The sequence below is a fragment of the Phytohabitans sp. LZ39 genome, assembly GCF_059359075.1.
Window position 1 is genome coordinate 79438 of the sequence record NZ_JCADBM010000017.1, and the last position, 23459, is coordinate 102896.

19 protein-coding genes are annotated in these 23459 nt (G+C 72.5%); 12 read left to right on the forward strand and 7 right to left on the reverse strand.

Going from position 1 to position 23459, the window contains the following annotated elements:
- The first annotated feature begins 109 nt into the window (after nucleotides 1-109).
- On the forward strand, nucleotides 110-3784 hold the full coding sequence (locus tag AC5L36_RS29230) for a midas domain-containing protein (RefSeq protein WP_441215110.1): 3675 nt from the start codon (nucleotides 110-112) through the stop codon (nucleotides 3782-3784).
- 182 nt (nucleotides 3785-3966) lie between these two features.
- Here AC5L36_RS29230 and AC5L36_RS29235 read toward each other — a convergent pair whose 3' ends face one another.
- A complete protein-coding gene (locus AC5L36_RS29235; RefSeq protein ID WP_441215108.1) occupies nucleotides 3967-4335 on the reverse strand; it encodes a MerR family transcriptional regulator in 369 nt (122 codons plus the stop codon).
- A gap of 119 nt (nucleotides 4336-4454) precedes the next feature.
- On the opposite strand from AC5L36_RS29235, the gene AC5L36_RS29240 reads away from it, so the two are divergent.
- The 3 genes from AC5L36_RS29240 to AC5L36_RS29250 are packed head-to-tail and all read left to right on the forward strand — an operon-like array spanning nucleotide 4455 to nucleotide 6604.
- Nucleotides 4455-5171, forward strand: coding sequence for an ABC transporter ATP-binding protein (locus AC5L36_RS29240; protein WP_441215106.1), 717 nt, complete (start codon nucleotides 4455-4457; stop codon nucleotides 5169-5171).
- 52 nt (nucleotides 5172-5223) lie between these two features.
- Nucleotides 5224-5961, forward strand: coding sequence for an ABC transporter permease (locus AC5L36_RS29245; protein WP_441215105.1), 738 nt, complete (start codon nucleotides 5224-5226; stop codon nucleotides 5959-5961).
- A 25-nt stretch (nucleotides 5962-5986) separates the two neighbouring features.
- Nucleotides 5987-6604 carry a TetR/AcrR family transcriptional regulator gene (locus AC5L36_RS29250; RefSeq protein ID WP_441215103.1) on the forward strand — a complete coding sequence of 206 codons (618 nt, stop codon included), beginning with the start codon at nucleotides 5987-5989 and terminating at the stop codon, nucleotides 6602-6604.
- On the opposite strand, the gene rpsD is transcribed toward AC5L36_RS29250, so the two are convergent.
- The gene (gene rpsD, locus AC5L36_RS29255) at nucleotides 6592-7200 is read right to left on the reverse strand and encodes a 30S ribosomal protein S4 (RefSeq protein WP_441215101.1); all 609 of its coding nucleotides are present in this window, start codon (nucleotides 7198-7200) and stop codon (nucleotides 6592-6594) included. The two genes, AC5L36_RS29250 and rpsD, sit on opposite strands and share 13 nt — an antisense overlap.
- 74 nt (nucleotides 7201-7274) lie before the next feature.
- Between rpsD and AC5L36_RS29260 the strand changes: the two genes are divergently transcribed.
- A complete protein-coding gene (locus AC5L36_RS29260; protein ID WP_441215099.1) occupies nucleotides 7275-8027 on the forward strand; it encodes a DUF2470 domain-containing protein in 753 nt (250 codons plus the stop codon).
- A gap of 391 nt (nucleotides 8028-8418) precedes the next feature.
- Here AC5L36_RS29260 and AC5L36_RS29265 read toward each other — a convergent pair whose 3' ends face one another.
- Together AC5L36_RS29265 and AC5L36_RS29270 are read right to left on the reverse strand one after the other, a co-directional pair.
- Nucleotides 8419-10170, reverse strand: coding sequence for an ABC transporter ATP-binding protein (locus AC5L36_RS29265; RefSeq protein WP_441215097.1), 1752 nt, complete (start codon nucleotides 10168-10170; stop codon nucleotides 8419-8421).
- Complete coding sequence (locus AC5L36_RS29270) at nucleotides 10167-11972, reverse strand: ABC transporter ATP-binding protein (protein WP_441215096.1); 1806 nt, start codon at nucleotides 11970-11972, stop codon at nucleotides 10167-10169. Before AC5L36_RS29270 ends, AC5L36_RS29265 begins: the two co-directional genes overlap by 4 nt.
- Nucleotides 11973-12080: 108 nt before the next feature.
- On the opposite strand from AC5L36_RS29270, the gene AC5L36_RS29275 reads away from it, so the two are divergent.
- On the forward strand, nucleotides 12081-12710 hold the full coding sequence (locus tag AC5L36_RS29275; RefSeq protein ID WP_441215095.1) for a TIGR03085 family metal-binding protein: 630 nt from the start codon (nucleotides 12081-12083) through the stop codon (nucleotides 12708-12710).
- Nucleotides 12711-12816: 106 nt separating this feature from the next.
- On the opposite strand, the gene AC5L36_RS29280 is transcribed toward AC5L36_RS29275, so the two are convergent.
- The gene (locus AC5L36_RS29280) at nucleotides 12817-13269 is read right to left on the reverse strand and encodes a septum formation initiator (RefSeq protein WP_441215094.1); all 453 of its coding nucleotides are present in this window, start codon (nucleotides 13267-13269) and stop codon (nucleotides 12817-12819) included.
- Between the two features lie 103 nt (nucleotides 13270-13372).
- Between AC5L36_RS29280 and AC5L36_RS29285 the strand changes: the two genes are divergently transcribed.
- From AC5L36_RS29285 to AC5L36_RS29305, 5 genes are all read left to right on the forward strand, one after another.
- Nucleotides 13373-14059 carry a response regulator transcription factor gene (locus AC5L36_RS29285; RefSeq protein WP_441215092.1) on the forward strand — a complete coding sequence of 229 codons (687 nt, stop codon included), beginning with the start codon at nucleotides 13373-13375 and terminating at the stop codon, nucleotides 14057-14059.
- Nucleotides 14056-15288: a HAMP domain-containing protein gene (locus AC5L36_RS29290; RefSeq protein WP_441215090.1), complete on the forward strand. Its 1233-nt coding sequence runs from the start codon at nucleotides 14056-14058 to the stop codon at nucleotides 15286-15288. The genes AC5L36_RS29285 and AC5L36_RS29290 overlap by 4 nt, the downstream gene beginning before the upstream one ends.
- A 94-nt stretch (nucleotides 15289-15382) precedes the next feature.
- Nucleotides 15383-15922 carry a PepSY domain-containing protein gene (locus AC5L36_RS29295; RefSeq protein WP_441215089.1) on the forward strand — a complete coding sequence of 180 codons (540 nt, stop codon included), beginning with the start codon at nucleotides 15383-15385 and terminating at the stop codon, nucleotides 15920-15922.
- Between the two features lie 127 nt (nucleotides 15923-16049).
- Entirely contained in the window at nucleotides 16050-16307 is a 258-nt protein-coding gene (locus AC5L36_RS29300; protein ID WP_441215088.1) for a hypothetical protein, read from the forward strand.
- Between the two features lie 531 nt (nucleotides 16308-16838).
- Entirely contained in the window at nucleotides 16839-18665 is a 1827-nt protein-coding gene (locus AC5L36_RS29305; protein ID WP_441215087.1) for an AMP-dependent synthetase/ligase, read from the forward strand.
- A gap of 1252 nt (nucleotides 18666-19917) precedes the next feature.
- Here the strand turns inward: AC5L36_RS29305 and yczR are convergent.
- Nucleotides 19918-21372 carry a MocR-like transcription factor YczR gene (gene yczR, locus AC5L36_RS29310; protein WP_441215086.1) on the reverse strand — a complete coding sequence of 485 codons (1455 nt, stop codon included), beginning with the start codon at nucleotides 21370-21372 and terminating at the stop codon, nucleotides 19918-19920.
- Nucleotides 21373-21431: 59 nt separating this feature from the next.
- On the opposite strand from yczR, the gene yczE reads away from it, so the two are divergent.
- On the forward strand, nucleotides 21432-22076 hold the full coding sequence (gene yczE / locus AC5L36_RS29315; RefSeq protein WP_441215085.1) for a membrane protein YczE: 645 nt from the start codon (nucleotides 21432-21434) through the stop codon (nucleotides 22074-22076).
- On the opposite strand, the gene AC5L36_RS29320 is transcribed toward yczE, so the two are convergent.
- Complete coding sequence (locus tag AC5L36_RS29320; protein WP_441215083.1) at nucleotides 22020-23453, reverse strand: beta-N-acetylhexosaminidase; 1434 nt, start codon at nucleotides 23451-23453, stop codon at nucleotides 22020-22022. The two genes, yczE and AC5L36_RS29320, sit on opposite strands and share 57 nt — an antisense overlap.
- Nucleotides 23454-23459: the final 6 nt, after the last annotated feature.

Genomic DNA, 23459 nt, shown 5'->3' on the forward strand with positions numbered 1-23459 from the left:
GTGGGCTGCGCCGCCGAAGATCGCGTACGGGCGCACCGGGCACCCCGGCGTCCGCTCGCCGGGGCCCAGCCGAGCGGACGGAGGACACCACGCCATGCAGCCCACCCCCATGCCAGGTTCCGAGCACGCCGACACCGAGACCACAGCCGCAATCCCTGTGGTACCAGCCGGGTTGTTGCCCGGCCAGCGCCCGCCCTCCGACCAGACGTCGGCCATCAACGAGCCGACGACCGAAATCCCGATCATCGTCCCCCGCGACCGGGCCGAGGAGTCCCCGCTGCCACCGATCGCCAGCCAGCTGATCGAAGCCTCCACCCCGAGCCCGGCCGCCCCTGACGCCCTCGCCCCGCCCGTCCTCGACGCCCCCACGGCCCCTGACGCCGTATCCGCTCCCGACACCCTCCCGCCCGCCGGCACAGACCCGGACACCGTCCCGTCCACTGAAGCCACCCCCGACGCGGAGGCCGACGCCGCCGACCCGGACGCCAGCGCGGCGACGCTGGAGGCCGACCCGGCGGCTGAGCCCGCGAGCGAGGCGGACGCGACGCTGGACCCGGAGGCCGACGCCGCTGACCCGGCGGCCAGCGCGGCGACGCTGGAGGCCGGCGCCGCCATGAGCCCGGAGGCCGACGCCGCCGACCCGGACGCCAGCCCAGCGACGCTGGAGGCCAACCCGGCGCCGGAGCCCGCGAGCGAGGCGGACGCGACGCTGGACCCGGAGGCCGACGCCGCTGACCCGGCGGCCAGCGCGGCGACACTGGAGGCCGACCCGGCGGCTGAGCCCGCGAGCGAGGCGGACGCCTCGCCAGACCTGGCCGCCGCGCCGGCGGACGCGGCGCTGACCACAGACGACGACCCGACGCCCGTTCCCGACGCCACGACGGACATCGATCCGACGCCCGCACCTGAGGCCACGACGGACACCGAGACGGCGGCCGAGCCCGACACGGCGCCGGAGGCCGAGACCGAGGCGGCGGCGCCCCAGGCTGAGAGCAAAGCCGCGCTCGCCCCAGACGCGGGCGCGGGCGCCGATGCGGCGCTCGACACCGACGCCGGATCGGACACCGACGCGGAAGCCGACACGGAGGCGGAGGCCGACGCCGTGCTCGACCCTGAGGCGAGTGCGGACGCCGACGCCGCGGTGGACACCGATGTGGACGCCGAGACCGACGGCGCGGACCAGCCCGAGGCGGATCTGGCCGCCGAGCCGGACGTGGCCGAGGACACCGAGCCGACGGACGCGGTGACACCGGACGCTGAAGCCGAAGCCACGGTTGAGGCCGACGCGGACGGCGGCACCGAGCTCGATGCCGGAGCCGACGAGACGGCCGAGACGGACTCCTCGGTCGAGGCTACGGCGGACCCGGCGACGGTGGACGAGTTGGACGCCGCGGCGGAGCCAGCGGACGAGCCCGGTGCGGACACCGCCGCCGACCCCGACGCATCGGCCACCACGCTCGAAGAGCCGGCTGGCACGGAGGACACCGAGCCGGATGCCGACGCGGCCCTGACCGCCGACCTGGCAGCCGCCGAAGACGAAACTGAGCCCACGGCCGAGACCGATACCGATCCAGAGGCCGAAGACGAAGCCGAGCCCACGGCCGAAGCCGACACCGCGGATGCCGAAGCCGAGTCCGGTGTGGACGCTGACGCCACAGTGGCCGAGGCCTTGGACACCGACACGCCGGAAGCCGGCGAGGCCAGCAGCACCCCCGCGGACGCGGATGCCGATGGCGAGGCAGACACCGTCGTTGAAGCGAGCACCGCCGACGAGGCGGACGCTGCCGAGGAGGGGGACGCTGCCGAGGAGGGGGACGCTGCCGAGGAGGGGGACGCTGCCGAGGAGGCGGACGCCCTCGCCGAGCCAGACGCCGGCGACGGAGCAGACGCGGTCGAACAGGACGTCACCACCGACGAGGCAGACGCCGTCGATGGAGTGGACGCCGAGCCCTCTGCCGATGCTGAGGGCGACGCACTCGCGGAAGCCGACACCGAGGCCCAAGCACTCACCGAGGCCGGGGCCGAAGTGGAGGGTGCCGCCGAGACCGAGCCTGAGTCCGGAGCGGCCATCGCACCGGAGGTGGACGCCGCGGTAGAGGCGAAGCCGGAGTCCGAGGCCGCCACCGAGCCGGAGGCCGACGCGGGCGAGCCGGTCGCGGGCCTCACCACCGACGCGGAGTCCACAGGGGACACCGACACCGAAGCGGCGGCCGTCTCGGACGCCGAAGCCGCCGCGACCGACTCCGAAGCCGACGCCACCGCAGAAGGCGTCGCCGACGCCGCCGCGGAAAGTGAGCCCGACGCGGACGCAACCGCGGAGAGCGACTCCGACGCCGCCGCGGAAAGTGAGTCCGAGGTGGACGCCGGCGCGGGTCTGGCCGAGGGCGAGGCGAGCGGCGACGAGGCGGCGGCCGCCCTTGATGGTGACGGCGTCGTCGCCGAGACGGACTCCGCCGACGACGAAGGGCCGGAAGCCGAGGCGGACACCGACGACGAAGGATCGGAAGCCAAGGCTCGCACCGACGACGGAGGCTCGGAAGCCGGCGCGGCCGACGCCGGGGCGGAGGGGGACGGCGGCGTTCTCGAATCCGCTGCTGACGAAGGGGACGCCACCGCGGACGAGTGGGCGGGCGACGGCGCCGGTGGTGACCCCGACCTCGACCTCGACCAGCCGGTCGAGGTTGGCGCGCTTGCCGCGCATTCCACGCCGCTTTCGCCTGCTGATGTTCCCGCTGAGGCCGTGCCCGGCATCAACGGGGCGGCCCTCGCCGACGCGTGGGCGGAGCCGGTGGATGGGGCGGTTGAAGAGAAACTCAGTGAGGAGGACATCATTCAACCCACAGATGCCGCCGCCGAGCGGGAGGTCAGCCCATCCGCCGGGCTGTTGGGCAAGGATTGGTCCAACCCGGAGCCGGTCGTCGCGCCGCTGACGGCCAGCGGTCCGCCCAGCGGCGACGACCACGACTGGGCCAGCCCGCCGGCCGGTGGTGACGACCACGACTGGGGGACCCCGCCCGCCGACGACGTTCCCGCGGTCGGCATCCTCGCCGCGGCAGACACCGAGGCCGAGGCCGACACCGACGACGAGGCCACCACCGACGCCGAGGCCACCACCGCCGCCGACAGCGAGGCCACCGCCGACAGCGACGACGAGGTCGAGACCATCGCCGCCGCCGACACCGACGACCGGGCCGACGCCGAGGTCACCGCCGCGACCGCCGACACCGAGGCCGAAGCCGACGGCGAGACCGCAGCGGACGCGGAAGCCGCAACCGATGGCGAGGCCGGGGTCGACGCTGAGGCCGCCGACGACATCACCGTCGAGGACGAGGCGGCGGAAGAAGCCACCGCCGCCGCTGTCGAAGAGGTCGACGCGGAGGGTGACGAGGGCGACCGTGCGGAGGAGCTCGTCGGAGCCGGGGCGCCCGCCGCGCTCGCGGTGCTCGGCGAGGGGGTGGCGCACGGTGACGATCACGCGGTGGCCACCCAGCTCAGGCCGGGCGATCTCGCCGAGACGCACATCGCGGTCTGGAGTGAGGAGGCCGCGGAGCGGTTCCGGGAGGACTGGCACCTGATCAAGGCGAACTTCGTCGACGACCCGTCGGCGGCGGTCGCGCAGGCGCAGGCCCTCGTCGCCAGCGCGGTGCACGCGCTCGGTGAGCGGCTGCTGGACGAGCAGGTCGACCTTGACCCGCGCCGGCAGTCGGAGACTCCGGACACCGAGGCGTTGCGGGTGGCCATGCGCCGCTACCGCGACTTCCTCGACCGGGTGCTCGCACTCTAGTGCGGTGGTAACAAGCCTTCACCGGGTGAGCGGTGGCCTTCGGCCGTCGCTCACCCGGGCCGGCGAAGCCGGCCAACGTTTTTGGCCACCGCACCAGAAGAAAGCGCTCTAGGAAGAAACCTCTCCAGAAAGCGGCCGGGGCCAGCCCAGTGGGCTGGCCCCGCACCATGTGCATCCGGCGGTCAGCAGAGCTCCTGCTCCATCTTCCCGTACACCTCGATCTTGTAGTTGAGGACCTTCAGGTCCTCCTCGAGCTCGGCGATGCGGGCCAGCACCCGGTCGCGGTGCGCCTCGAAGAGGCGGCGGCGGGCGCCTAACGTGCTGTCGCCCTCCCGGGCCAGCTCCGCGTACTGGCGCATGTCCCGCACCGGCATCCCCGTGCGCCGCAGCCGGGTCAGCAGGATCAGCCAGTCGAGGTCCTGCTGGGTGTACCGCCGCCGGCCCGCCGAGTCGCGGCCGACCGGCTCGACCAGGCCCTCCTGCTCGTACCACCGCAGCGTGTACGTGGTGAGGCCGACCTGCTCAGCGGCCTCGCTGACCGTCATCGTCATGTCCACAGACTTCCAGTTCGAGCCCACTCGAAGTCAAGGCCGCGAAAAGCCCGACTTGAGCTGGGCCAAGATTTCATCTAGCGTTGAGTTCATCAGGTGATGAGTTTTTGGGAGGCATCATGACCAGCGCGATCGAGGTCCGGGACCTCGTTGTCGAGCGCGGTAAGAGACGGGTGCTGCACGGGCTCACGTGCTCGATCCCGCGGGGCAGCGTGACCGGGCTCCTCGGCCCCAGCGGCAGCGGCAAGACCACCCTCATGCGGGCGATCGTGGGCGTCCAGGTCGTCAAGTCGGGCTCGATCGAGGTGCTCGGCGAGCCGGCCGGGTCGGCGCCGCTGCGCAGCAAGGTCGGCTACCTCACCCAGGCCCCGAGCGTCTACGCCGACCTCACCGTCCGGGAAAACGCGCGCTACTTCGCCGCGCTCTACGGCTACGACCGGGCCACCGCCGACCAAGCGATCGCCGACGTCGGGTTGGCGAAGGCGGCCACCCAGCTGGTCGGCACCCTCTCCGGCGGCCAGCGCAGCCGGGCCTCGCTCGCCTGCGCGATCATGGGTGAGCCGGAGCTGCTGGTGCTCGACGAGCCGACCGTCGGGCAGGATCCGGTCCTCCGCGACGAGCTGTGGAAGCAGTTTCACGACCTGGCCGGCCGGGGCGCGACCATCCTGGTCTCCAGCCACGTGATGGACGAGGCGGGGCGGTGCGAGCGCCTCCTGCTGATCCGCGAGGGCGCGCTGATCGCCGACGACACCCCCTCGGCGGTGCGCGAGAGGGCCGGCACCGACGACCTCGACGAGGCGTTCCTCCGGCTCATCAAGGCACAGGTGGCGGCATGAGCGCGCAGCGAAGCGGAGCGCGCATGCTTCGCCAGGCAAGGCAGGTGGCGGCATGAGCCCACGCATCCTCGGCGCGACGATCACCCGCATCCTGCGCCAGCTGCTGCACGACCCGCGCACGATCGCCATGCTCGTCGTCGTGCCGGCGCTGCTGCTCGCCCTGCTCTACTTCATGTTCGACGACCAGCCCATGATCTTCGACCGCATCGCGCTGATCATGCTCGGCGTGTTCCCGTTCGTGATCATGTTCCTGGTGACGAGCATCGCGATGCTCCGCGAGCGCACCACCGGCACGCTCGAGCGCCTGCTGACCACCCCGCTCGGCAGGCTCGACCTGCTGTTCGGCTACGGGATCGCGTTCGGCATCGCCGCGGCCGTGCAGGCGTCGGTGGCGGCCGGGCTGGCCTACTGGCTCTTCGACCTCGACACGGCGGGCAGCACCGGGCTGGTCATCCTGATCGCGGTCGTCAACGCGGTGCTCGGCGTGGCGCTCGGCCTGTTCTGTAGCGCCTTCGCACGTACCGAGTTCCAGGCCGTACAGTTCATGCCAGTCGTGGCGGTCCCACAGATCCTGCTGTGTGGGCTGTTCGTGTCCCGGGAGCAGATGGCGGGTTGGCTGGAGGCGATCAGCGACGTGCTGCCGCTGTCGTACGCGGTGGAGGCCCTCCAGGAGGTTGGCGCCAACGCGGACGCGACGGCCACCCTCTGGCGTGACCTCGGCATCGTCGCGGGATGCGTCGTGGTCGCCCTCGTGTTGGCCGCCGCCACGCTGCGCCGCCGCACCGCTTGACGAGAAGCAAGGAACAAGGACGCACATGGCACGACGGACCGGACGCCGCCCTGGTAACCCGGACACCCGTGAGTCCATCCTCACGGCGGCTCGGGACGCGTTCGCCGAGCGGGGCTTCGAGGCGGCCTCCATCCGCGGGATAGCGACCAGCGCCGGTGTGGATCCGGCGCTGGTCCATCACTATTTCGGGACCAAGGAGCAGCTCTTCAAGGCGTGCATGAACTTCCCGATCGACCCGGGCGAGGTGCTCCCGCAGGTGCTCTCCGGCGGGCCGGACGAGATCGGCGAGCGGCTGGTGCGGTTCTTCCTCCGCATCTGGGACTCGCCGGCCGGGGTGGGCGGGGTGGCGCTGATGCGCTCGGCGGTCTCCAACGAGTGGACCGCCCGCCTGCTGCGCGAGTTCGTGACCACGCAGATGATCCGCCACGTACTGCCCAAGCTCACCACCGACCCGGCGGAGGCGCCGCTGCGGGCCAGCCTTGTCGCGTCGCAGATGGCCGGGTTGGCCATGATCCGCTACGTGCTCAAGCTCGAGCCGCTGGCCTCCGCCCCGGTCGAGGTCGTGGTCGCGGCGGTGGCGCCCAACGTCCAGCGGTACGTCAACGGAGACCTGGGCGCCCCCCACGCCGCTCAGCGCGAGTAGAACTCCACCACCAGCTGCTCGTCGCAGATCACCGGCACCTCGCGGCGCTCCGGCTCGCGCAGCAGCGTGGTGGTCAGCTCGGGCAGGTCGGTCGACAGGTACGGCGCGGTCGGGCCGTCCACGTGCGCGCCGGCGGCCGCGATCTGAAACGGCGGCTTCTGCCGGCTCGACTCGCGCACCCGCACGACCTGGCCGGGCCGCAGCCGGTACGAGGGGCGGTCCACCTTGGCGCCGTCCACGGTGATGTGGCCGTGCGCGACGACCTGGCGCGCCTGGTAGATGGTGCGGGCCAGCCCGGCGCGGAAGACCACCGCGTCCAGGCGGCGTTCGAGCAGCGAGACGAGCAGGTCACCGGTCTTGGCGGTGCTGCGGTGCGCCTCGGCGAAGGTGCGGCGCATCTGCTTCTCGCTGATGTTGTACTGGAAGCGCAGCCGCTGCTTCTCCAGCAGACGCACCTGGTAGTCGGAGGTCTTGCGGCGCGACCGCCCGTGCACACCCGGCGGATATGGACGGCGCTCGAAGTACTTGGTGTCCTTGCGCGTCAGCGGGATGCCGAGCGCCCGCGAGATGCGCGCCTTGGGTCGAGCCTGGTTCACGTGGACGACTCCGTTCGAGTAGGTTAGCCTGCCCTTACTAAGCCTAACCTAACCGACCGCCGGAGGTCCCCGACATGCAGCCCACCCCCGCCGAGGTCGCCCGCACCCTGGCCGCCGGCCGGCTCCCCGGCACCGCGCACATCGCCTGCCGGCCCAGCCCGCACCGGGTGCGGCACGCCACCGACGCGGCCGGGCGGGTGCTGATGCTCGTACCGGCGGGTGGCGAGCTCGCCGACTCCCTGCGCCCGGCCGAGGGCACCGACGACGTGGCCGTGGTGCTCGACGTGCAGGACGTGCCCCCGGTGGCCGGCTCGCCGACGCTCGGCCGCGTATGGGTCTCCGGCTGGGCCGCCCCGCTCACCGGCGTCGAGGCCCGCCAGGCCGCGCAGGACTTCGTCGACATCGACCCCGTCGGCGACCTGCTCGACGTGGGCCGCGGCCAGGTGCTCTTCCGCATGGAGCCGGCCGAGGTCCGCCTGGAGGTGGGCGGCCGCATCCGGGACATCGATCCCGACGAGTACGCCGCGGCCGAGCCCGACCCGCTCCAGGCCGTCGAGTGGGACCTGCTGACCGACCTCGCCGACCACCACGTGCCGGAGATGGCCGAGTTCATCCAGCGGCAGCTCGCCGGCAGCGGCCACACCGGCCCGGACGGCCCGCCGCCGCGGGTGGTGCGCCTCGACCGCTACGGCTTCGTGGTGGCCCTCGGCGCGCCCGGCCGCGAATACCGGGCCCGGCTCGCCTTTCCCCGCCCGGTCGCCGACCGCGCCGACCTGGCCCGCCTGCTCCACCCCGTGCTCTGCCGCCGCTGCGCCGTCACACCCTGAGCCCGCGACCGGGGCCGGCCACGCAAGCTTGGGAGGGCCGTGCGGGTAAGGCCCCGGTCGCGTATTTACCGATTTGCCCACGTCCGCGTCAGCGGCAGACCGTATGCTCCCGCGGGCACCGCTCCCGGCCGGCGGCTCGCAGAGCGAGCCGAAACCCCCGGCCGTCCGCTGCCGGGCCCGCGGGTCAAGCCCACCCGCACCCGACCCGCCGCACCCAAGAGGGCAGCCCTCTACACGCCTGGCCGGTGACACGGGAGCCCTCCGCGGAATTCACGCCCAAGAGGGCTGCCCTCTTGGGGCAGCCCGGAGGTTTGGGCTTGCACGGCGGAGCCGGCGGCCCGCGGGAGCATACGGTCTTCAGCTGACGCGGACGTGGGCAAATTTGCTTGGGTTATCGGGTTTGTTCGAGCCAGGAGGCGTAGAGCCTCGCGTAGACCGAGCCGCGTTCCTTGACCAGCTCGGTGTGCGGGCCGCGCTGCACGATGCGGCCCTTGTCGACGACGATGACCTCGTCGGCGGCCTGGGCCGTGGAGAGGCGGTGGGCGATCGCCACCGTGGTGCGGCCGCGGGTCACCGCGTCGAGCGTGCGCTGGAGCCGCACCTCGGTCGCCGGGTCGACGGCGCTGGTCGCCTCGTCGAGCACGAGCAGGTCGGGGTCGGCCACGTACGCGCGGGCCAGCGCCACCAGCTGCCGCTCGCCCACGCTCAGCGCCTCGCCGCGCTCGCCGACCGGTGTGGCCAGGCCCATCGGCAGGCCCTCGACCCAGTCGGCGAGGCCCAGCTCGGCGAAGGCCAGCGCCAGCCCGTCGGAGCCCAGCCCCGGGCGGCCGAAGCGCACGTTGTCGGCCACCGTCGCGTCGAAGAGGAACCCGTCCTGCGGCACCATCACCACGCGGCTGCGCAACGAGTTGAAGCGCACCCGGTCGAGCGGCGCGTCCGACAGCAGCACCTCGCCCGTCGACGGGTCCATGAGGCGGGTGAGCAGCTTCGCGAACGTGGTCTTGCCGCTCCCCGTCTCGCCCACGACCGCCACCCGCGACTTCGGCGCGATTTCCACGTCCACATCGGACAGTACGGTGGGGCCGCCGGGGTAGGCGTACGAGACGCCGGCGAAGCGGATGCCGAGCGGGCCGGGCGGCAGGTCGACGCCCTCCTTGGCCGGGTCGGCCACGTCGGGTTCGAGGTCGAGCACGTCGAGGACGCGGCGCCAGCCGGCGATCGCGTTCTGCGCCTCGTTGAGCACCTCGGTGGCGATCTGCACCGGCTGCACGAAGAGCGCGACGAGGAAGAGGAACGCGGTCAGCTGCCCCACCGTCAGCGTGCCGTCGACGCCGAGCAGCACACCCACGACCACCACCGAACCGAGGGCCAGGCCGGACGCCAGCTCGCCGGTCGAGAAGCTCGTCACGCTCAGCGTCATCGCCCGGCTCTGCGCCCGCCGCTGCGCGTCGATGGTCGCGTCAAGCTTGCCGGCGGTGCGGCCGGAGACGCCGTACGCGCGGATGACCGCCGCGCCCACCACGCTCTCCGAGATGGCCGCCAGCATCGCGCCCATGCGCTGGCGCACGATCCCGTACGCGCCGGCGAGGCGCTTCTGGAAGCCCCGGATCACCGCCACCGCGGGCAGGAACGCGGCGAAGACCACGAGCGTGAGCTGCCACGAGTACACGGCCATCACGACCACGGTGACCACGACCTGGCCGGTGCTGACCAGCAGGATCACGCCGCCCCACTGGAGGAACTGGGTGATCTGGTCGACGTCGCTGGTCACCCGGGAGACGAGCGAGCCGCGCCGCTCCGACTGCTGGTGGAGCATCGACAGGTCGTGCACGTGGCGGAAGGTGCGCACCCGCACGTTGGCCAGCGCGGTCTCGCTGACCGTGAAGAGGCGGCGCATCATCAGGTAGCCGCAGAGCGTGGTGACCACGAGCACGGCGGCGGTGATCCCGACGACGGTGCTCACCACGCCGATGTCCGGGCCACCGGGCGCGCGGAGGCCGCGGTCGATGCCCTGCTGGATCGCGACGGGCACGGCCGCCCGCCCCACCATCGACACGACGGCGAGCGCGAGGGTGCCGGCCAGGCCGGTGCGCAGCTCGGGTGAGAGCGCCAGGCCGCGGCGCATGGTGGCCCAGGCGCTCATGCGACTTCCTCGTAGGCCCGCTCGCGCTCCCGCTCCGCTTCGGCCTTCTCGTACGCGGTGACGAGGTCGGCGTACCCGGGCACGGTGGCCAGCAGCTCCGGGTGCGTGCCGGTCGCCACCACCCGGCCGTGCTCGACGTAGACCACCTCGTCGGCGAGGGCGATGGTGGCTCGGCGGTACGCGACGACGAGGATCGTGGCGGGCGGGTCGGCGGCCCGCAGCGAGCCGAGGATCGCCGCCTCCACGCGCGGGTCGACCGCGCTCGTGGCGTCGTCGAGCACGAGCAGGCCGGGCCGGCCGGCGAGCGCCCGGGAGAGCGTGAGCCGCTGCCGCTGCCCGCCGGAGAGCGTGGCGCCGCGCTCGCCGACGTGGGTGTCGAGCCCCTCTGGCAGGCTGGCGACGAAGCCCTCCGCCTGTGCCATCCGCAGCGCCGCCCACACGTCTTCGTCGGAGACGCCGGGGCGGTCGAGCGTGACGTTGGCCCGCACGCTGTCGTCGAAGACGAACGGCACCTGCGGCACCAGCGCGATCGTCTCGGCCAGCGACTCGGCGGTCAGCGCGGTCAGCGGCGTGTCGTCGAGGAAGACGGTGCCGTGCGCGGGGTCGACGAGGCGCGCCGCGAGCGACGCGATCGTCGACTTGCCCGAGCCGGTCGGTCCGACCAGCGCCACGGTCCGCCCCGCCGGCACCGTAAAGGAGACATCCGAAAGGACGGGCGCGTCCTCGTATCCGAAGTGGACTGAGTCGAAGCGCAGCGTCGCGGGCGTGCCGCGACCGCCCCGGGCGCGGGCGCCGTAGGGCATCTCGCCGTCCGCGGTCAGCACCCGCTGCACCCGCTCCCACCCGGCGACGCTGCGCGGCAGCTCGGCGAGCACCCAGCCGATCGCCCGCACCGGAAACGCCAGCACCGTGAACAGGAACGCGACGCTCACCAGCTCGGTGACCGTCACCGCGCCCTGCCGCAGCCGCCAGGCGCCGACCAGGAGCACGGCGAGCGTGCCGAGGCTGGGCAGCGTCTCCAGCATCGGGTCGAAGACGCCGCGCAGCCGCCCCACCGCGATGAGCGAGTCGCGCAGCTCGGCCGCGCGGGTGGCGAAGCGGGCGGTCTCCTCGGCCTCGCGGCCCATCGTCTTGACCACGAGCGCGCCGTCGAAGCTCTCGTGCGCGATCGCGCTCACCTCGCCGCGCAGCGCCTGGGCGCGGGTCTGGCGGGGCGCCATGCGGCGGGAGTAAACCACGTTGAGGGCGAAGAGCGCGGGGAAGATGGCCGCGCCGACCAGCGCGAGCACCCAGTCGGTGGCGAAGAGCGACACGAACGCGCCGGCCAGCATGATGAGGGTGCCCACCGCGAACGGCAGCGGCGCGATCGGAAACCAGGTCGCCTCGACGTCGGAGTTGGCGTTGGAGAGCAGCGTGCCGGTGGCGTTGCGCTGGTGCCACGCGACCGGCAGCTCCAGGTAGCGGCGGGTGACCTGGCGGCGGTACGACGCCTGGAGCCGGTACTGCATGAACGCCGCACCCAGCCGCCGCGCGAAGATCGAGCCGACCTTGAGCAGGCTCAGCCCGACGAGCGCCGCCGCCACGAGGAAGAGCAGGCCGGTGTCCGCCTCACCGTCCTCCACCGCGGGCACCACGATGTCGCCGACGATCGCGCCGACCACATACGCACCGGCGATCGTGAGCAGGCCGAACGCGCCACTGCCGACGACCGAGACGGCGAAGATGCGGCGCTCTTCGCGGATCGCGCGCCCCAGGATGCGCAGGCCCTGGACCAACACATCCCGGCTGGTACTCTCCGCCACCACTCCCCCGTAAGCACTATTTGGTCTTCTCTATCCTTACCGGAGGAAACGCCTGGTGGCGACCGCTTATCCGCTGTGTCAGCCGTCACACGCGCTAACTTGGGGCGCATGGCCCGCTATGCCCAGAGTGAACGGCAGCTCCTCGCCGACCTGCTGATCGCGGTCGGCCCCGACGCGCCCACGCTGTGCGAGGGCTGGACGGCACGCGACCTGGCCGCCCACCTGGTGATGCGGGAACGCCGCCCCGACGCGGCAGCCGGCATCCTCATCGGCCCGCTGCGCCGCCACTCCGAGCGGGTGCGCACGTCGCTGGCCACCCGGCCCTACCCGGAGCTTGTCGACATGGTCCGCGCGGCACCGTGGTGGAGCCTGGTGAGCAACCCGCTCGCCGACGCGGCGGCGAACACGATGGAGTTCTTCATCCACCACGAGGACGTCCGCCGCGGCCGCCCCGGTTGGCGCCCGCGCGAGCTGCCCCGCGAGCAGCAGGAGGCCCTGTGGCGGCGGGCCAAGGGGGTGGCCAGGCTCGCCCTGCGCCGGGTGCGCGCCGCCGTGCGCGTCCAGGCACCCGGGTACGGCGAGACGACCGCCGGCTCCGGCGGCGCCCAGGTACGCCTGGTGGGCGCGCCCGGCGAGCTGGCGATCTTCCTGAGCGGCCGCCAGCGGGCCGCCCGGGTGCAGGTCGACGGCACCCCCGAGATGGCCGCGTTTCTCCGCTCCGCCAAGCTCGGCGTCTGAGTGCCCGCGGGTTCGAAAAACCGCGACCCAAGAAACCAGGGTGAGGCGCGGGAGCGGCGGCCTGGACCACGACGGGCATCGCGGCAGCTCAAATCCCTGTCTTTGGCTAGTCGTCGACGCGGGTGATCGCCGGGGTGCCGGCGCGGCAGGCGATGTGCAGCTCGACCTCGCCGCTGCCGTGCCCCTCGCCGCCCCGGTCGAAGGTCACCTCCGCCTCCTCGGCGGGGCCCTTCTCGTAGTCGGTGACCTGGTATCCCTGGGCGGGCGACCACGAGACGAGCGTGACGAGGCCACCGCCGCAGGTGGCCACGACGCGGCCGGCGTCGTGGGTGAGGAGGGTGCCCGCGCCGGCGGTGGTCGACGGGGTCGGCCGCGGGCCGGCGGTGGTCGGCGGCACCGGTGACGCGAGGGCCTCGGCGACCTCCTCCTCGGTGAGGGTGGTCGCGGCCGTGCCGGTGATGCCGTCGCCGATCACCCGCACCGCGCCGAGGCCGGCGACCGTCGCGACCGCCGCCGCGACGAGCCAACCCACCATCGCGAACGCGGCGCGGCTACGCATTCCCCGACTATGCCCTGCCCGCCGTTAAGGCGGGCGCCGGGCGACGCTAAGGGAGGGTTAACGCAGGTCCCGCGGCGTGCGGGTGCAGGATAGGTTGCCTGGTGTGGCCCGCCTGCTGCTCATCGAAGACGATCTCGCGATCCGCACGCCGCTGATCCGGGCGCTGCGCGAGCGCGGGCACGCGGTGGCCGCCGCGCACACCGCCATGAGCGGGCTTCAGACCGCGCTCCAGGAGCGCCCCGACCTCGTGGTGCTCGACCTGGGCCTGCCCGACCTCGACGGGCTCGAGCTGCTCCGCATGCTGCGCGGCGTGAGCGCGGTGCCGGTCATCATCGCCACCGCACGTGACGACGAGGCGGAGATCGTGCGTGGACTCGACGCGGGGGCGGACGACTACGTGGTTAAGCCGTTCACGGCGGCGCAGCTCGACGCCCGGGTGCGCGCGGTGCTGCGGCGCGGGGCCGGCGACCCGGGCGAGTCGGCCGTGCTCGTCGGTGAGCTGCGGGTCGACCCGCGGTCGCGGGAGGCGACGCTGGCGGGGGCGGCGCTCGATCTGACGCCACGGGAGTTCGACCTGCTGCACCACCTCGCGGCCCGCGCCGGGCAGGTGGTGACGAAGCGGGAGCTGCTGACCGAGGTGTGGCAGGTGCCGTACGGCGGGGCGGACAAGACCGTCGACGTGCACCTCTCGTGGCTGCGCCGCAAGCTGGGCGAGACCGCGCAGGAGCCGCGCTACCTCCACACGGTGCGGGGTGTTGGCGTGCGCCTGTCGGCGCCGGGGCCTTCGTGAGGCGGCGGCTCGCGCTGCTCGTCACCGCGACGGCGTGCCTGGTGCTTGTCGCGTTCCTGGTGCCGCTCGCCGTGCTGGTGCGGGCGGTGGCGCAGGACCGCGCGGTGGTCACGGCCACCGCCGACGTGCAGGGCCTGGTGCCGCTGGCCGCCACCACCGACCGAGCCGGCCTCGCCTCGCTCGCGTCGGGCGCCGGCCGCCCGGTCACCGTGTACCTCCCGGACGGCTCGTCGGTGGGCGCGCCGGCTCCGCGTACCCCGGCGGTGGAGCTGGCGGCGCGCGGCCGGAGCCTGACCGTGAAGGTCGACGGCGGCCGCGAGATCGTCGTGAGCGTCCAGGGTCGCGACGACGGCACGGTGGTGCTGCGCACGTTCGTGACGGCGGAGGAGCTCTCCCGCGGCGTGACCCGCGCCTGGCTGGTGCTGGCCGCGCTCGGCGTGGCGCTGGTGCTGGTCGGTCTTTTCGTCGCCGACCGGCTGGCCCGCTCGCTCGTCGCCTCCATCACCGAACTGTCCACTGTGTCCCACCGCCTCGCCGGCGCCGAGCTCTCCGCGCGCGCCACGCCGTCCGGCCCGGCCGAGCTGCGCGACGTGGCCGGCGCCCTCAACCACCTCGCCGGCCGCATCCAGGACCTGCTGCGCGAGGAACGCGAGCAGGTCGCCGACCTCTCGCACCGCCTGCGTACGCCGCTGACCGCGCTCCGCCTGGAGGCCGAGGCCCTGGCCGACCCGGCCGAGGCCGCCCGCGTGACCGCCGGCGTCGACGCCGTCGAACGCGCGGTGAGCGGCCTCATCCGCGCCGCCCGCCACTCGGCACCGGCGGCCGGCGGGTGCGACGCCGCGGCGGTGGTCCGCGACCGGGTGGCGTTCTGGGCGGTGCTCGCCGAGGACACCGGCCGCGACGTCCGCCTCGACCTGGTGGACGGCCCGCTCCCGGTGCCGGTCGCGGCCGACGACCTGGCCGCGGCCGTGGACGCCCTGCTCGGCAACGTCTTCGCGCACACGCCGGACGGCACACCGTTCGGGGTGAGCCTCGGCGGCGACGGCGTGCTGACCGTCACCGACGAGGGCCCCGGGCTGCCCGCGGGTGCTGGCGAGCGGGGCGAGAGCGGCGCCGGCTCCACCGGCCTCGGCCTGGACATCGCCCGCCGCGCCGGGCGGGTCCTGCGCCTGTCCAACTCCCCGACCGGTGGCGCGGTGGTGACGCTGGAGCTCTTGGCGCGGCCGTAGCCTCAGCCGCCGCGCTCTTAGCGCGGCCTTAGCGTTGCCACAGCGCGCCCCTAGGCCGCGTCGGGCGAACCTCATGTCGACAAGGAGGTACGTCATGGCACGCAAGACATTGCTGGTACTGGTCAGCGCGGTGGCCGCCGCCGGGATCGTCGCGACCGGGGCGGCGGCGGGTGCGGCGCTCACCGGAGGCGCCGCGGACGACGGCTTCGGCGTGGCAGTCTCGGCGTCTGCGTCATCCCCGTCGGACGACCCGACGTCGACGGCGCCCGCCGCCGACGCGATCGGCCGCGACCGGGCGATCGACATCGCGCTCGCCACCACCGGCGGCGGCACGGTGGTCGACACCGAACGGGAGTTCGAGCACGGCCGGCCGACCTGGAAGATCGAGATCGTGAAGGGCGGCGTGGAGCACAAGGTCTACGTCGACCGCGAGACCGGCGCCATCGTCAAGTCCGACCGAGACGACGACCGCGACGACAGCGGCCGCGGCGGAGACGACGACAGCGGCCGCGGCGGAGACGACGACAGCGGCCGCGGCGGAGACGACGACAGCGGTCGCGGCGGAGACGACGACAGCGGTCGCGGCGGAGACGACGACCGCAGCGGCAAGGGTCGTGGCGGGGACGACGACTAGTCCCAAAACGCACCGGACGATCGGTCGCACCCTGTCTATAGAACGATAGGGTGCGACCGTTCATTTTGGCTAAATCACAAATGCCCGGCGGACAGTTTGGTTCCTGAAGCTCTGCCAAGATGGCGCGGTGCACGTCTTCGTCGACGAGTCCGAACGCCACGGCACATATCTGCTTTGTGCGGCGATCTACGAACCAGCCGATTTACCAAAGGCTCGGACGATCCTGCGCGGATTCGCCAAACCCGGGCAGCGGCGCGTGCACATGGTGAAAGAGCGAGACTCCCGCCGCCGGGAGATTCTGGGCGTCATCGCGACAAGCCGGGCGCGCGGGAGGATCTACCTTTGCGACGGACCCGCCGTCGCGGCGCGAGAGGCCTGCCTCTAGCAGCTCCTCGGCGATCTGACGATCACTCGGGCATCGGCACGCTCCTTGATCCTGGAATCGATGGACGGCCAGGATCACCGGGACCGGGAAACCATCGCCAAGGCTCGCAAAGCGATGCCTTCGCTCAAGGAGCTGTCATATGCACAGTTACGTGACACGAGGAGCCATTATTGGCAGCCGCCGACTGCATAGCCTGGTCCTACGGCGCGGGCGGGGACTGGCGAAAGCGAATCGATCCCTTGATCAAGAAGATCACCGAGCTGCGCCTATGACGATCCCAGAAAGCGCGAAACCCGACCTCCCACCGTCCGGAGAAAGGCCGGGATCACTTCCGAAAGCTCAACAGCAACCGGCCCACCCATGGTCCCCCAGTCCCACCGCCCCCGCAACCCCAGTCGGCGTGGTGGGCCGAGACACGATGTGGATGGGAGGTCGGTGGGTCTTGGCGACAGGGCCGGTCCACCACTACCGTTCAGTAACACACTAGCGTGACGGCGGTCACGTTGTTGACTTGTGAGGCGGCCCCCAGCTATGTCTCTTGATATCCCCTACCGGTCCATACCGGACATGTTCCTGAAACGCGTCGCGGCGACTCCCGACCGCGAGGCACTGGCCCATCCCGCGCCGGACGACTCCGGGCCGGTCTGGCTGAAGTGGTCGGAGATCGGCCGCCGGTCCAAGGCGATCGCCGCCGGGCTGATCGGGCTCGGCGTCGGCATGGAAGACCGCGTCGCCATCATCTCCAACACCCGGCTGGAGTGGGTGCTGGCCGACCTCGGCGTCATGTGCGCGGGCGGCGCGACCACCACGGTCTACCCGACGACCGAGCCGGAAGACGTCGCGTACATCATCGGCGACTCGGGCTCGACCGTCGTCATCGCCGAAAACGCCACCCAGGCGGGCAAGCTAGCCGGCGCCAGCGTGCCGGCCGTCAAGCACGTCGTGCTCATCGACGGCCCGGCCGATCCGGCCGCCGCGCCACCGCAGACCACACTCGCCGACCTGGAGGAAGTGGGCGCCGAGCGGTTGAAGGCGGAGCCCGACATGATCGAAAAGATCGTGGAGGGCATCACCCACGACCACCTGGCCACGCTGATCTACACGTCGGGCACCACCGGGCGCCCCAAGGGCGTCGAGCTGCTGCACGGCGGGTGGTGCTGGGAGGCGGTCGCGCAGGCCGGACCGGGCCTGATGGAGCCGGAAGACCTCCAGTACCTGTGGCTGCCCCTCTCCCACTCGTTCGGCAAGACGCTGATCACCGGCATCATCCACGTCGGCATGCCGACCTATGTGGACGGCCGCCTCGACAAGCTCGTCGACAACCTCGCGGTGGTCAAGCCCACGCTGATGTGCGGCGCGCCGCGCATCTTCGAGAAGGTGTACAACCGCGCGGTGTCGTCGGCCCAGGACGCGGGCGGCGCCAAGGCGAAGATCTTCGCGTGGGCGGTGCGCACCGGCAAGCAGAAGGTGGCGCTGGAGCAGGCCGGCAAGCCGGTGCCGCGCGGCCTCGCGATGCGGTACGGCCTCGCCAACCGCCTCGTCTTCAGCAAGCTCCAGGCCCGCCTCGGCGGCCGCATCCACAAGCTCGTCTCCGGCGCGGCGCCGCTGTCGGTGCCGATCGCCGAGTTCTTCGCGGCGGCGGGCCTACCGATCGGCGAGGGGTACGGGCTCACCGAGACCAGCGCCGGCAACTTCGTCAACCGGCGCGACTGGGTCAAGATCGGCACGTGCGGCCCCGCGCTGGGCGACCTCGAATGCAAGATCGCCGAAGACGGTGAGATCCTGCTGCGCGGCAAGCCGGTCATGCGCGGCTACCACAACCTGCCCGAGGAGACGGCCGCCGCGTTCACCGACGACGGCTTCTTCCGCACCGGCGACATCGGCGAGCTCGACCCGGACGGCTTCCTGCGCATCACCGACCGCAAGAAGGACCTGGTCAAGACGTCCGGCGGCAAGTACATCGCACCGTCGCACATCGAGGGCATGTTCAAGGCGCTGTGCCCGTACACGTCGCAGGTGGTCGTGATCACCCAGGGCCGCAACTTCTGCACGATGCTGGTCACCCTCGACCCCGACGCGATCGTGGGGTGGGCGGCCGGCGGCCCGCACGCCGGCAAGACCTACGCCGAGATCGCCGGCTCGCCCGAGGCCCGGGCGATGGTGGCCGGCTACGTCGAGGAGCTGAACGCCAAGCTCAACCGGTGGGAGACAGTCAAGAAGTTCACGATCCTGCACCGTGATCTCACGATCGAAGACGGGGAGATGACCCCGTCCATGAAGATCAAGCGCCGCGTGGTGGAGGCCAACTTCACCGGCGAGATCGACAAGATGTACGAAGGCAGCCTCGCCGAGATCTGACCGACGTGGAGGGCGAGCCCAGGTGGGCATCCGCCTGGGCTCGCCCTCGACCGATCCGAAGACAGCTTCGATCCCTGAATCCCTTATATAGACAGAGATTTGAGCTACCGCGACGCCCGTCGTGGTCCATGCCGTTGCTCCCGCGGCCTCACCCGTCCGCCGCTGGTCACGCTCACCTCGCGCAACCGGAGGGGAGGACGCGAGGGCGGCTGGATTGGGCTCGCGCCAGGCGGCTGTCGACGTTTGTCCACAATGTCTGCTGGATGGGCGCTCCAGGAAGCAACGGGCGTTTCGTCGCCGCGAGTAACCGCCGCGACGGTGTGAGCGGCGCAGCGCCGGGGCCGCCAGCCGCCGTCTGATCGGCGCGTTTTGTCGTGGTGTGGAGGCCGTGGCGCTGGTCTGCTCTCCGTGCGGGAGGACGACGGCATACGGCATGGCCGGGCTTCGCCCGCTGGCTGCGGCTGAGGGGTTGACCGGGCCGCGAAACACAAGGACCGGCGGGTCACCGGCCGACTTTCCCACTGTTTGGGGAGGTGGCTCAGCATCCGGGATGCGTCATGATCGTTAGCCCGGAACCCGTGTGACACGCCGGCACGGACGCGGGTTTTGGGCTAACGATCACCGAAGCGTGGTGGGCACCGGGCTTGCGAAGCCTTGCCCCTTGATCGATGGCCGGTGTTTTGGTGCTGGTCAGGCCGCACCCAGGCCTCCGCTCGCACAGGTCCCTTGATCGGCGGGCCGTGTTGTAGATCGTGGTCATCTGGACCCCCTCCAGGGGGTCTGAACGACCACGATCACCGGGACTTGCCCCATCCTCGTCGCCGATCAAGGCCTTGCGGCACCACCCTGGACACCTAACGCACCACAGGCACCCCAGACCACCTCTCGCGCGACCGTGCCGAACCGGCGACACCCGCTCTGGCCAGCACCGAAATACCGGCCAACAATCTGGACCTGGACGGCGGGTCGGGATGTCGCAGGTTGGGGCTTGTCCCGCGGACCTGGCAGTGGACGGCCGGGGATTTCGGCTCGCCCTGGCGAGCCGCCGGCCGGGAACGGTGCCCGCGGGAAAGCACCCCAAGAAAACGCTCCGCTGCGCTCCACGTTTCCCCGGGGACCCCGCGCATACGGTCCGCAGCTGACGCGGATCTGGGAAAGAATCTGCCTCCAAGCAGCGCCACGACGAGCGGCGACGCTGACCGGGCAAGGCCTCGGTGAGGCCGCGAGAGCAGCGGCCTGGACCTCAAATCTGTCAGGTGAGGATCGCCGGCTCGCGCCACTGTGGACGGCGGGTGCGGTCGAGGTCGTAGCGGACGGCGGCCAGGCGCTTGACCGCGTCTTCGAGGTCGGAGGCGGGCAGCGTGAACGGGAGGCGGACGAACCGCTCCAGCGTGCCGTCGACCCCGAAGCGCGGGCCGGGCGCCAGCCGCACGCCGACCTCCTCGGCCGCGCGGGAGAGGGCGCTCGAGACCGGGCCGTCGAGCTCGGCCCAGAGTGTCACGCCGCCGCTCGGCACGCGGATGCCCCACTCGGGCAGCTCGCGCCGGAGGGCCGCGACGAGCGCGTCGCGCTGCTCGGCGAGCTGGCGACGGCGCTGCGGCACGATGACGTCGGCGAGCTCCAGCAGCTGCACGGCCACGAGCTGGTCGAGCACCGGGCTGGCCATGTCGACGCCGACCCGCAGCGCGGCCAGCCGCTGCACCAGTGGGGCCGAGGCGCGCACCCAGCCGATGCGGAGGCCGCCCCAGTAGGGCTTGCTCATCCCGCCGATCGAGACCACCCGCGAATGGCGGTCGTAGCAGGCGACCGGCGGCGGCATTTCGGTGCCGTCGAGTGGGAGGTCTACAAAGGACTCGTCGATCACCAGGTCGGTGCCGGCGGCGTGTGCGGCCGCCACGACGCGCTCGCGCAGCCCGGCTGGCATGAGGTGGCCGGTGGGGTTCTGGAACTCGGGGATCAGGTAAGCCAGCCGTGGCCGGGTCTGCCGCAGGCCGTCGAGCAGCAGGTCGGCGTCCCACCCCTCGCCGGTGTCGAGGCCGTGGGTGGCGATCCGCGCGCGCCGCGCGGACAGTGCGGCAAGCGCGTTGGGATAGGTGGGCGACTCCAGGAGCACCGGCGCGCCGGGCGGCGCCATCAGCCGCAGCACCAGGTCGAGGGCGTGCTGGGTGCCGCTGGTGACCATGATCTGGTCGGGGCTGGTGGGGAGGCCCCGCTCGGTGTACCCCCGGGCCACCGCCTCGCGCAGCTCGATGATGCCGGTGGGGTGGTAGCCGGCACCGGACAGGTAGCGGTGGAGGCCCTGCGCGGCGGCCGCGGCGGCCGGCATCAGCTCGGGCGGGGCGGCGAGCGCGGCGCACCCGAGGTCGATCATGTCGAGGTCGTCCTGCGGGGTCCACAGGCCCGAGCTGGCCACCTTGTGCCCGCCGGGGAGCGTGGTCCAGCTGCCGGCCCCACGCCGGCTGGTGAGGTGGCCCGACTCGCGCAGCTCCCGGTAGGCCGCGGTCACCGTGGTGCGGCTCACCTTGAGTGCGTCGGCGAGCTCGCGCTCGGCCGCGAGTCGCACACCCAGCGGCAGGCGCCCGTCGGCGAGCAGGCCCCGGATTGCGCCCGCGAGCGCGGCGTAGTCGGGGTTGCGCCGGCGGCCCGGCAGCGCGTGCCAATGGCCGAGCAGGCGCGCGAGCTGGCTCCCTCTGACGGTGCTGGTCATGCCACCCTCCCAAGATTGGCCATTGGTGAGGATACCAATCTGGCCGGAGAGTGGACACCATGTTCACGATCGAGCGGGCCACTCGCCGGCTGACACAGCTCTTCGCCGGGCTGGTGCTCTACGGCGCCAGCATGGCCCTGATGATCGAGTCGCGGCTCGGCCTCGACCCGTGGGACGTGTTCCACCAGGGGCTTTCCGAGGTCACCGGCCTGCGGTTCGGCTGGATCGTGATCCTGGTCGGCGCGGCCGTGCTGCTGCTCTGGATCCCGCTGCGCCAGCGCCCCGGCATCGGCACGGTGGCCAATGTCGTCGTGATCGGCCTCGCCGTGGACGCGCTGCTGGCCGTGCTGCCCACCGCCGAGCCGCTCGCCCTACGCATCGCGTTTCTCGTGGGCGGCATCGTGCTCAACGGCGTCGCGACCGGCCTCTACATCGGCGCGCGCCTCGGCCCGGGGCCGCGGGACGGGCTGATGACCGGCTTCGTGGCGCTGAAGCCGGGCCGCTCGATCCGCGTGGTGCGCACGGTGATCGAGGTGACGGTGCTCGCGGTGGGCTGGCTGTTGGGCGGGACCGTGGGCGTGGGGACGGTGCTCTACGCGGTGGCGATCGGGCCGCTCGCGCACGTGTTCATCCCGCTCTTCACGGTGTCAGAGCGGCCGGTAGCGGACCCCCATGCGGTCGAGCCGGCCGAGGTGGCCCGCTAGCCGCTGCCGAAACTCGCCGAAGTCGCCGCCCGGCCCGCTCCACCCCAGCTCGGCGATCGCCGCCAGCCGCGGAAACGCCCGCCACTCCACCAGGTCGGTCGTCGGCAGGTACTCGCTCCACACCTGCCCCTGCACGCCGATCACGCCGTCGTCGGGCCGGTAGCCGTACACCTTCTCCAGCGGGAGCGGGCCGTTGATCGCGAGCGGCTCGTCCGGGTCGTCCACCGTCTCGGCCCAGTCGAGGTACGTATGGCTCTGCGGCGCCGCGACGGTCGGGTGGCCGGCGGCCAGCGCCACGCCCACCCGGCGCTCGCCCTGCCACGCGAAGACCGTGGCGCCGGGCGGTGCCTGCCGGTCGACGAGCTCGTCCCACACGCCCACCTTGCGGCCGCGCGCGGCCAGGTGCTCCGCGAGCAGCCCGGTGAACCACCCCTGAAGGTCGGCCACGTCGCCCAGGCCCAGCTCGGCCGCGCGGGCGAGCGCGTCGGGGCTGGCCCGCCACTCCTCGGTGGGCACCTCGTCGCCGCCGACGTGCACGTACTCGAACGGGAACACCTCGACCACCTCGTCGAGCACGTCGAGCACGAAGCTGCGCGTGGCGTCGGAGAGGTTGAGGATGTGGGACGAGATGCCCCATGTGGTACGCGTCTCGAGCTGGCGGCCGGGCAGGTTGCCCAGCTCGGGGTAGGCGGCGATCGCCGACTGGGTGTGGCCGGGCAGGTCGATCTCCGGCATGATCCGCACCCCGCGCCGCGCGGCGTACGCGACGAGGTCGCTCAGCTCCCGCTGCGTGTAGAAACCCCCGTGGGGTACACCGTCGGAGCGCCCCTCCCGCGCGTGCCCGGCCGGTGACTCGCGGCGGAAGCCGCCCACCTCGGTGAGCCGGGGGTACTTGCGCACCTCGAAGCGCCACCCCTGGTCGTCGGTCAGGTGCAGGTGGAGGGTGTTGAGCTTGTGCATGGCGAGCAGGTCGACGTACCGCCGCAGGAACGGCATCGGGTGGCACCAGCGGGCGACGTCGAGCAGCGAGCCGCGCCACGGGTACGCGGGGCGGTCGGTGACCTCGACGCACGGCAGCCGGCGCGGCTCTCCGGCCGGCACGAGCTGGAGGAGCGACTGGACCGCCCAGCGCAGCCCGTCTTCGGTCGCGGCGGTCGCGGTTACCCCGTCCGGGGTGACCGACAGGTGGTATCCCTCGGCGCCCAGGCTCCCGTCCGCTACGACCCGGAAAGTCAGGTCTGATCCGTCGCTCAGCGGAAGGGGCAGCAGCTCACGCACCAGAGCGGTGATCGCCGGTGGCCCGCCGAGGCCGGCCCCCTCGGCCAGCAAGAACTGTCCATCGTGGAGGGTGGCGTCCGCGGATCGAGGAAGCAGCATACTGAT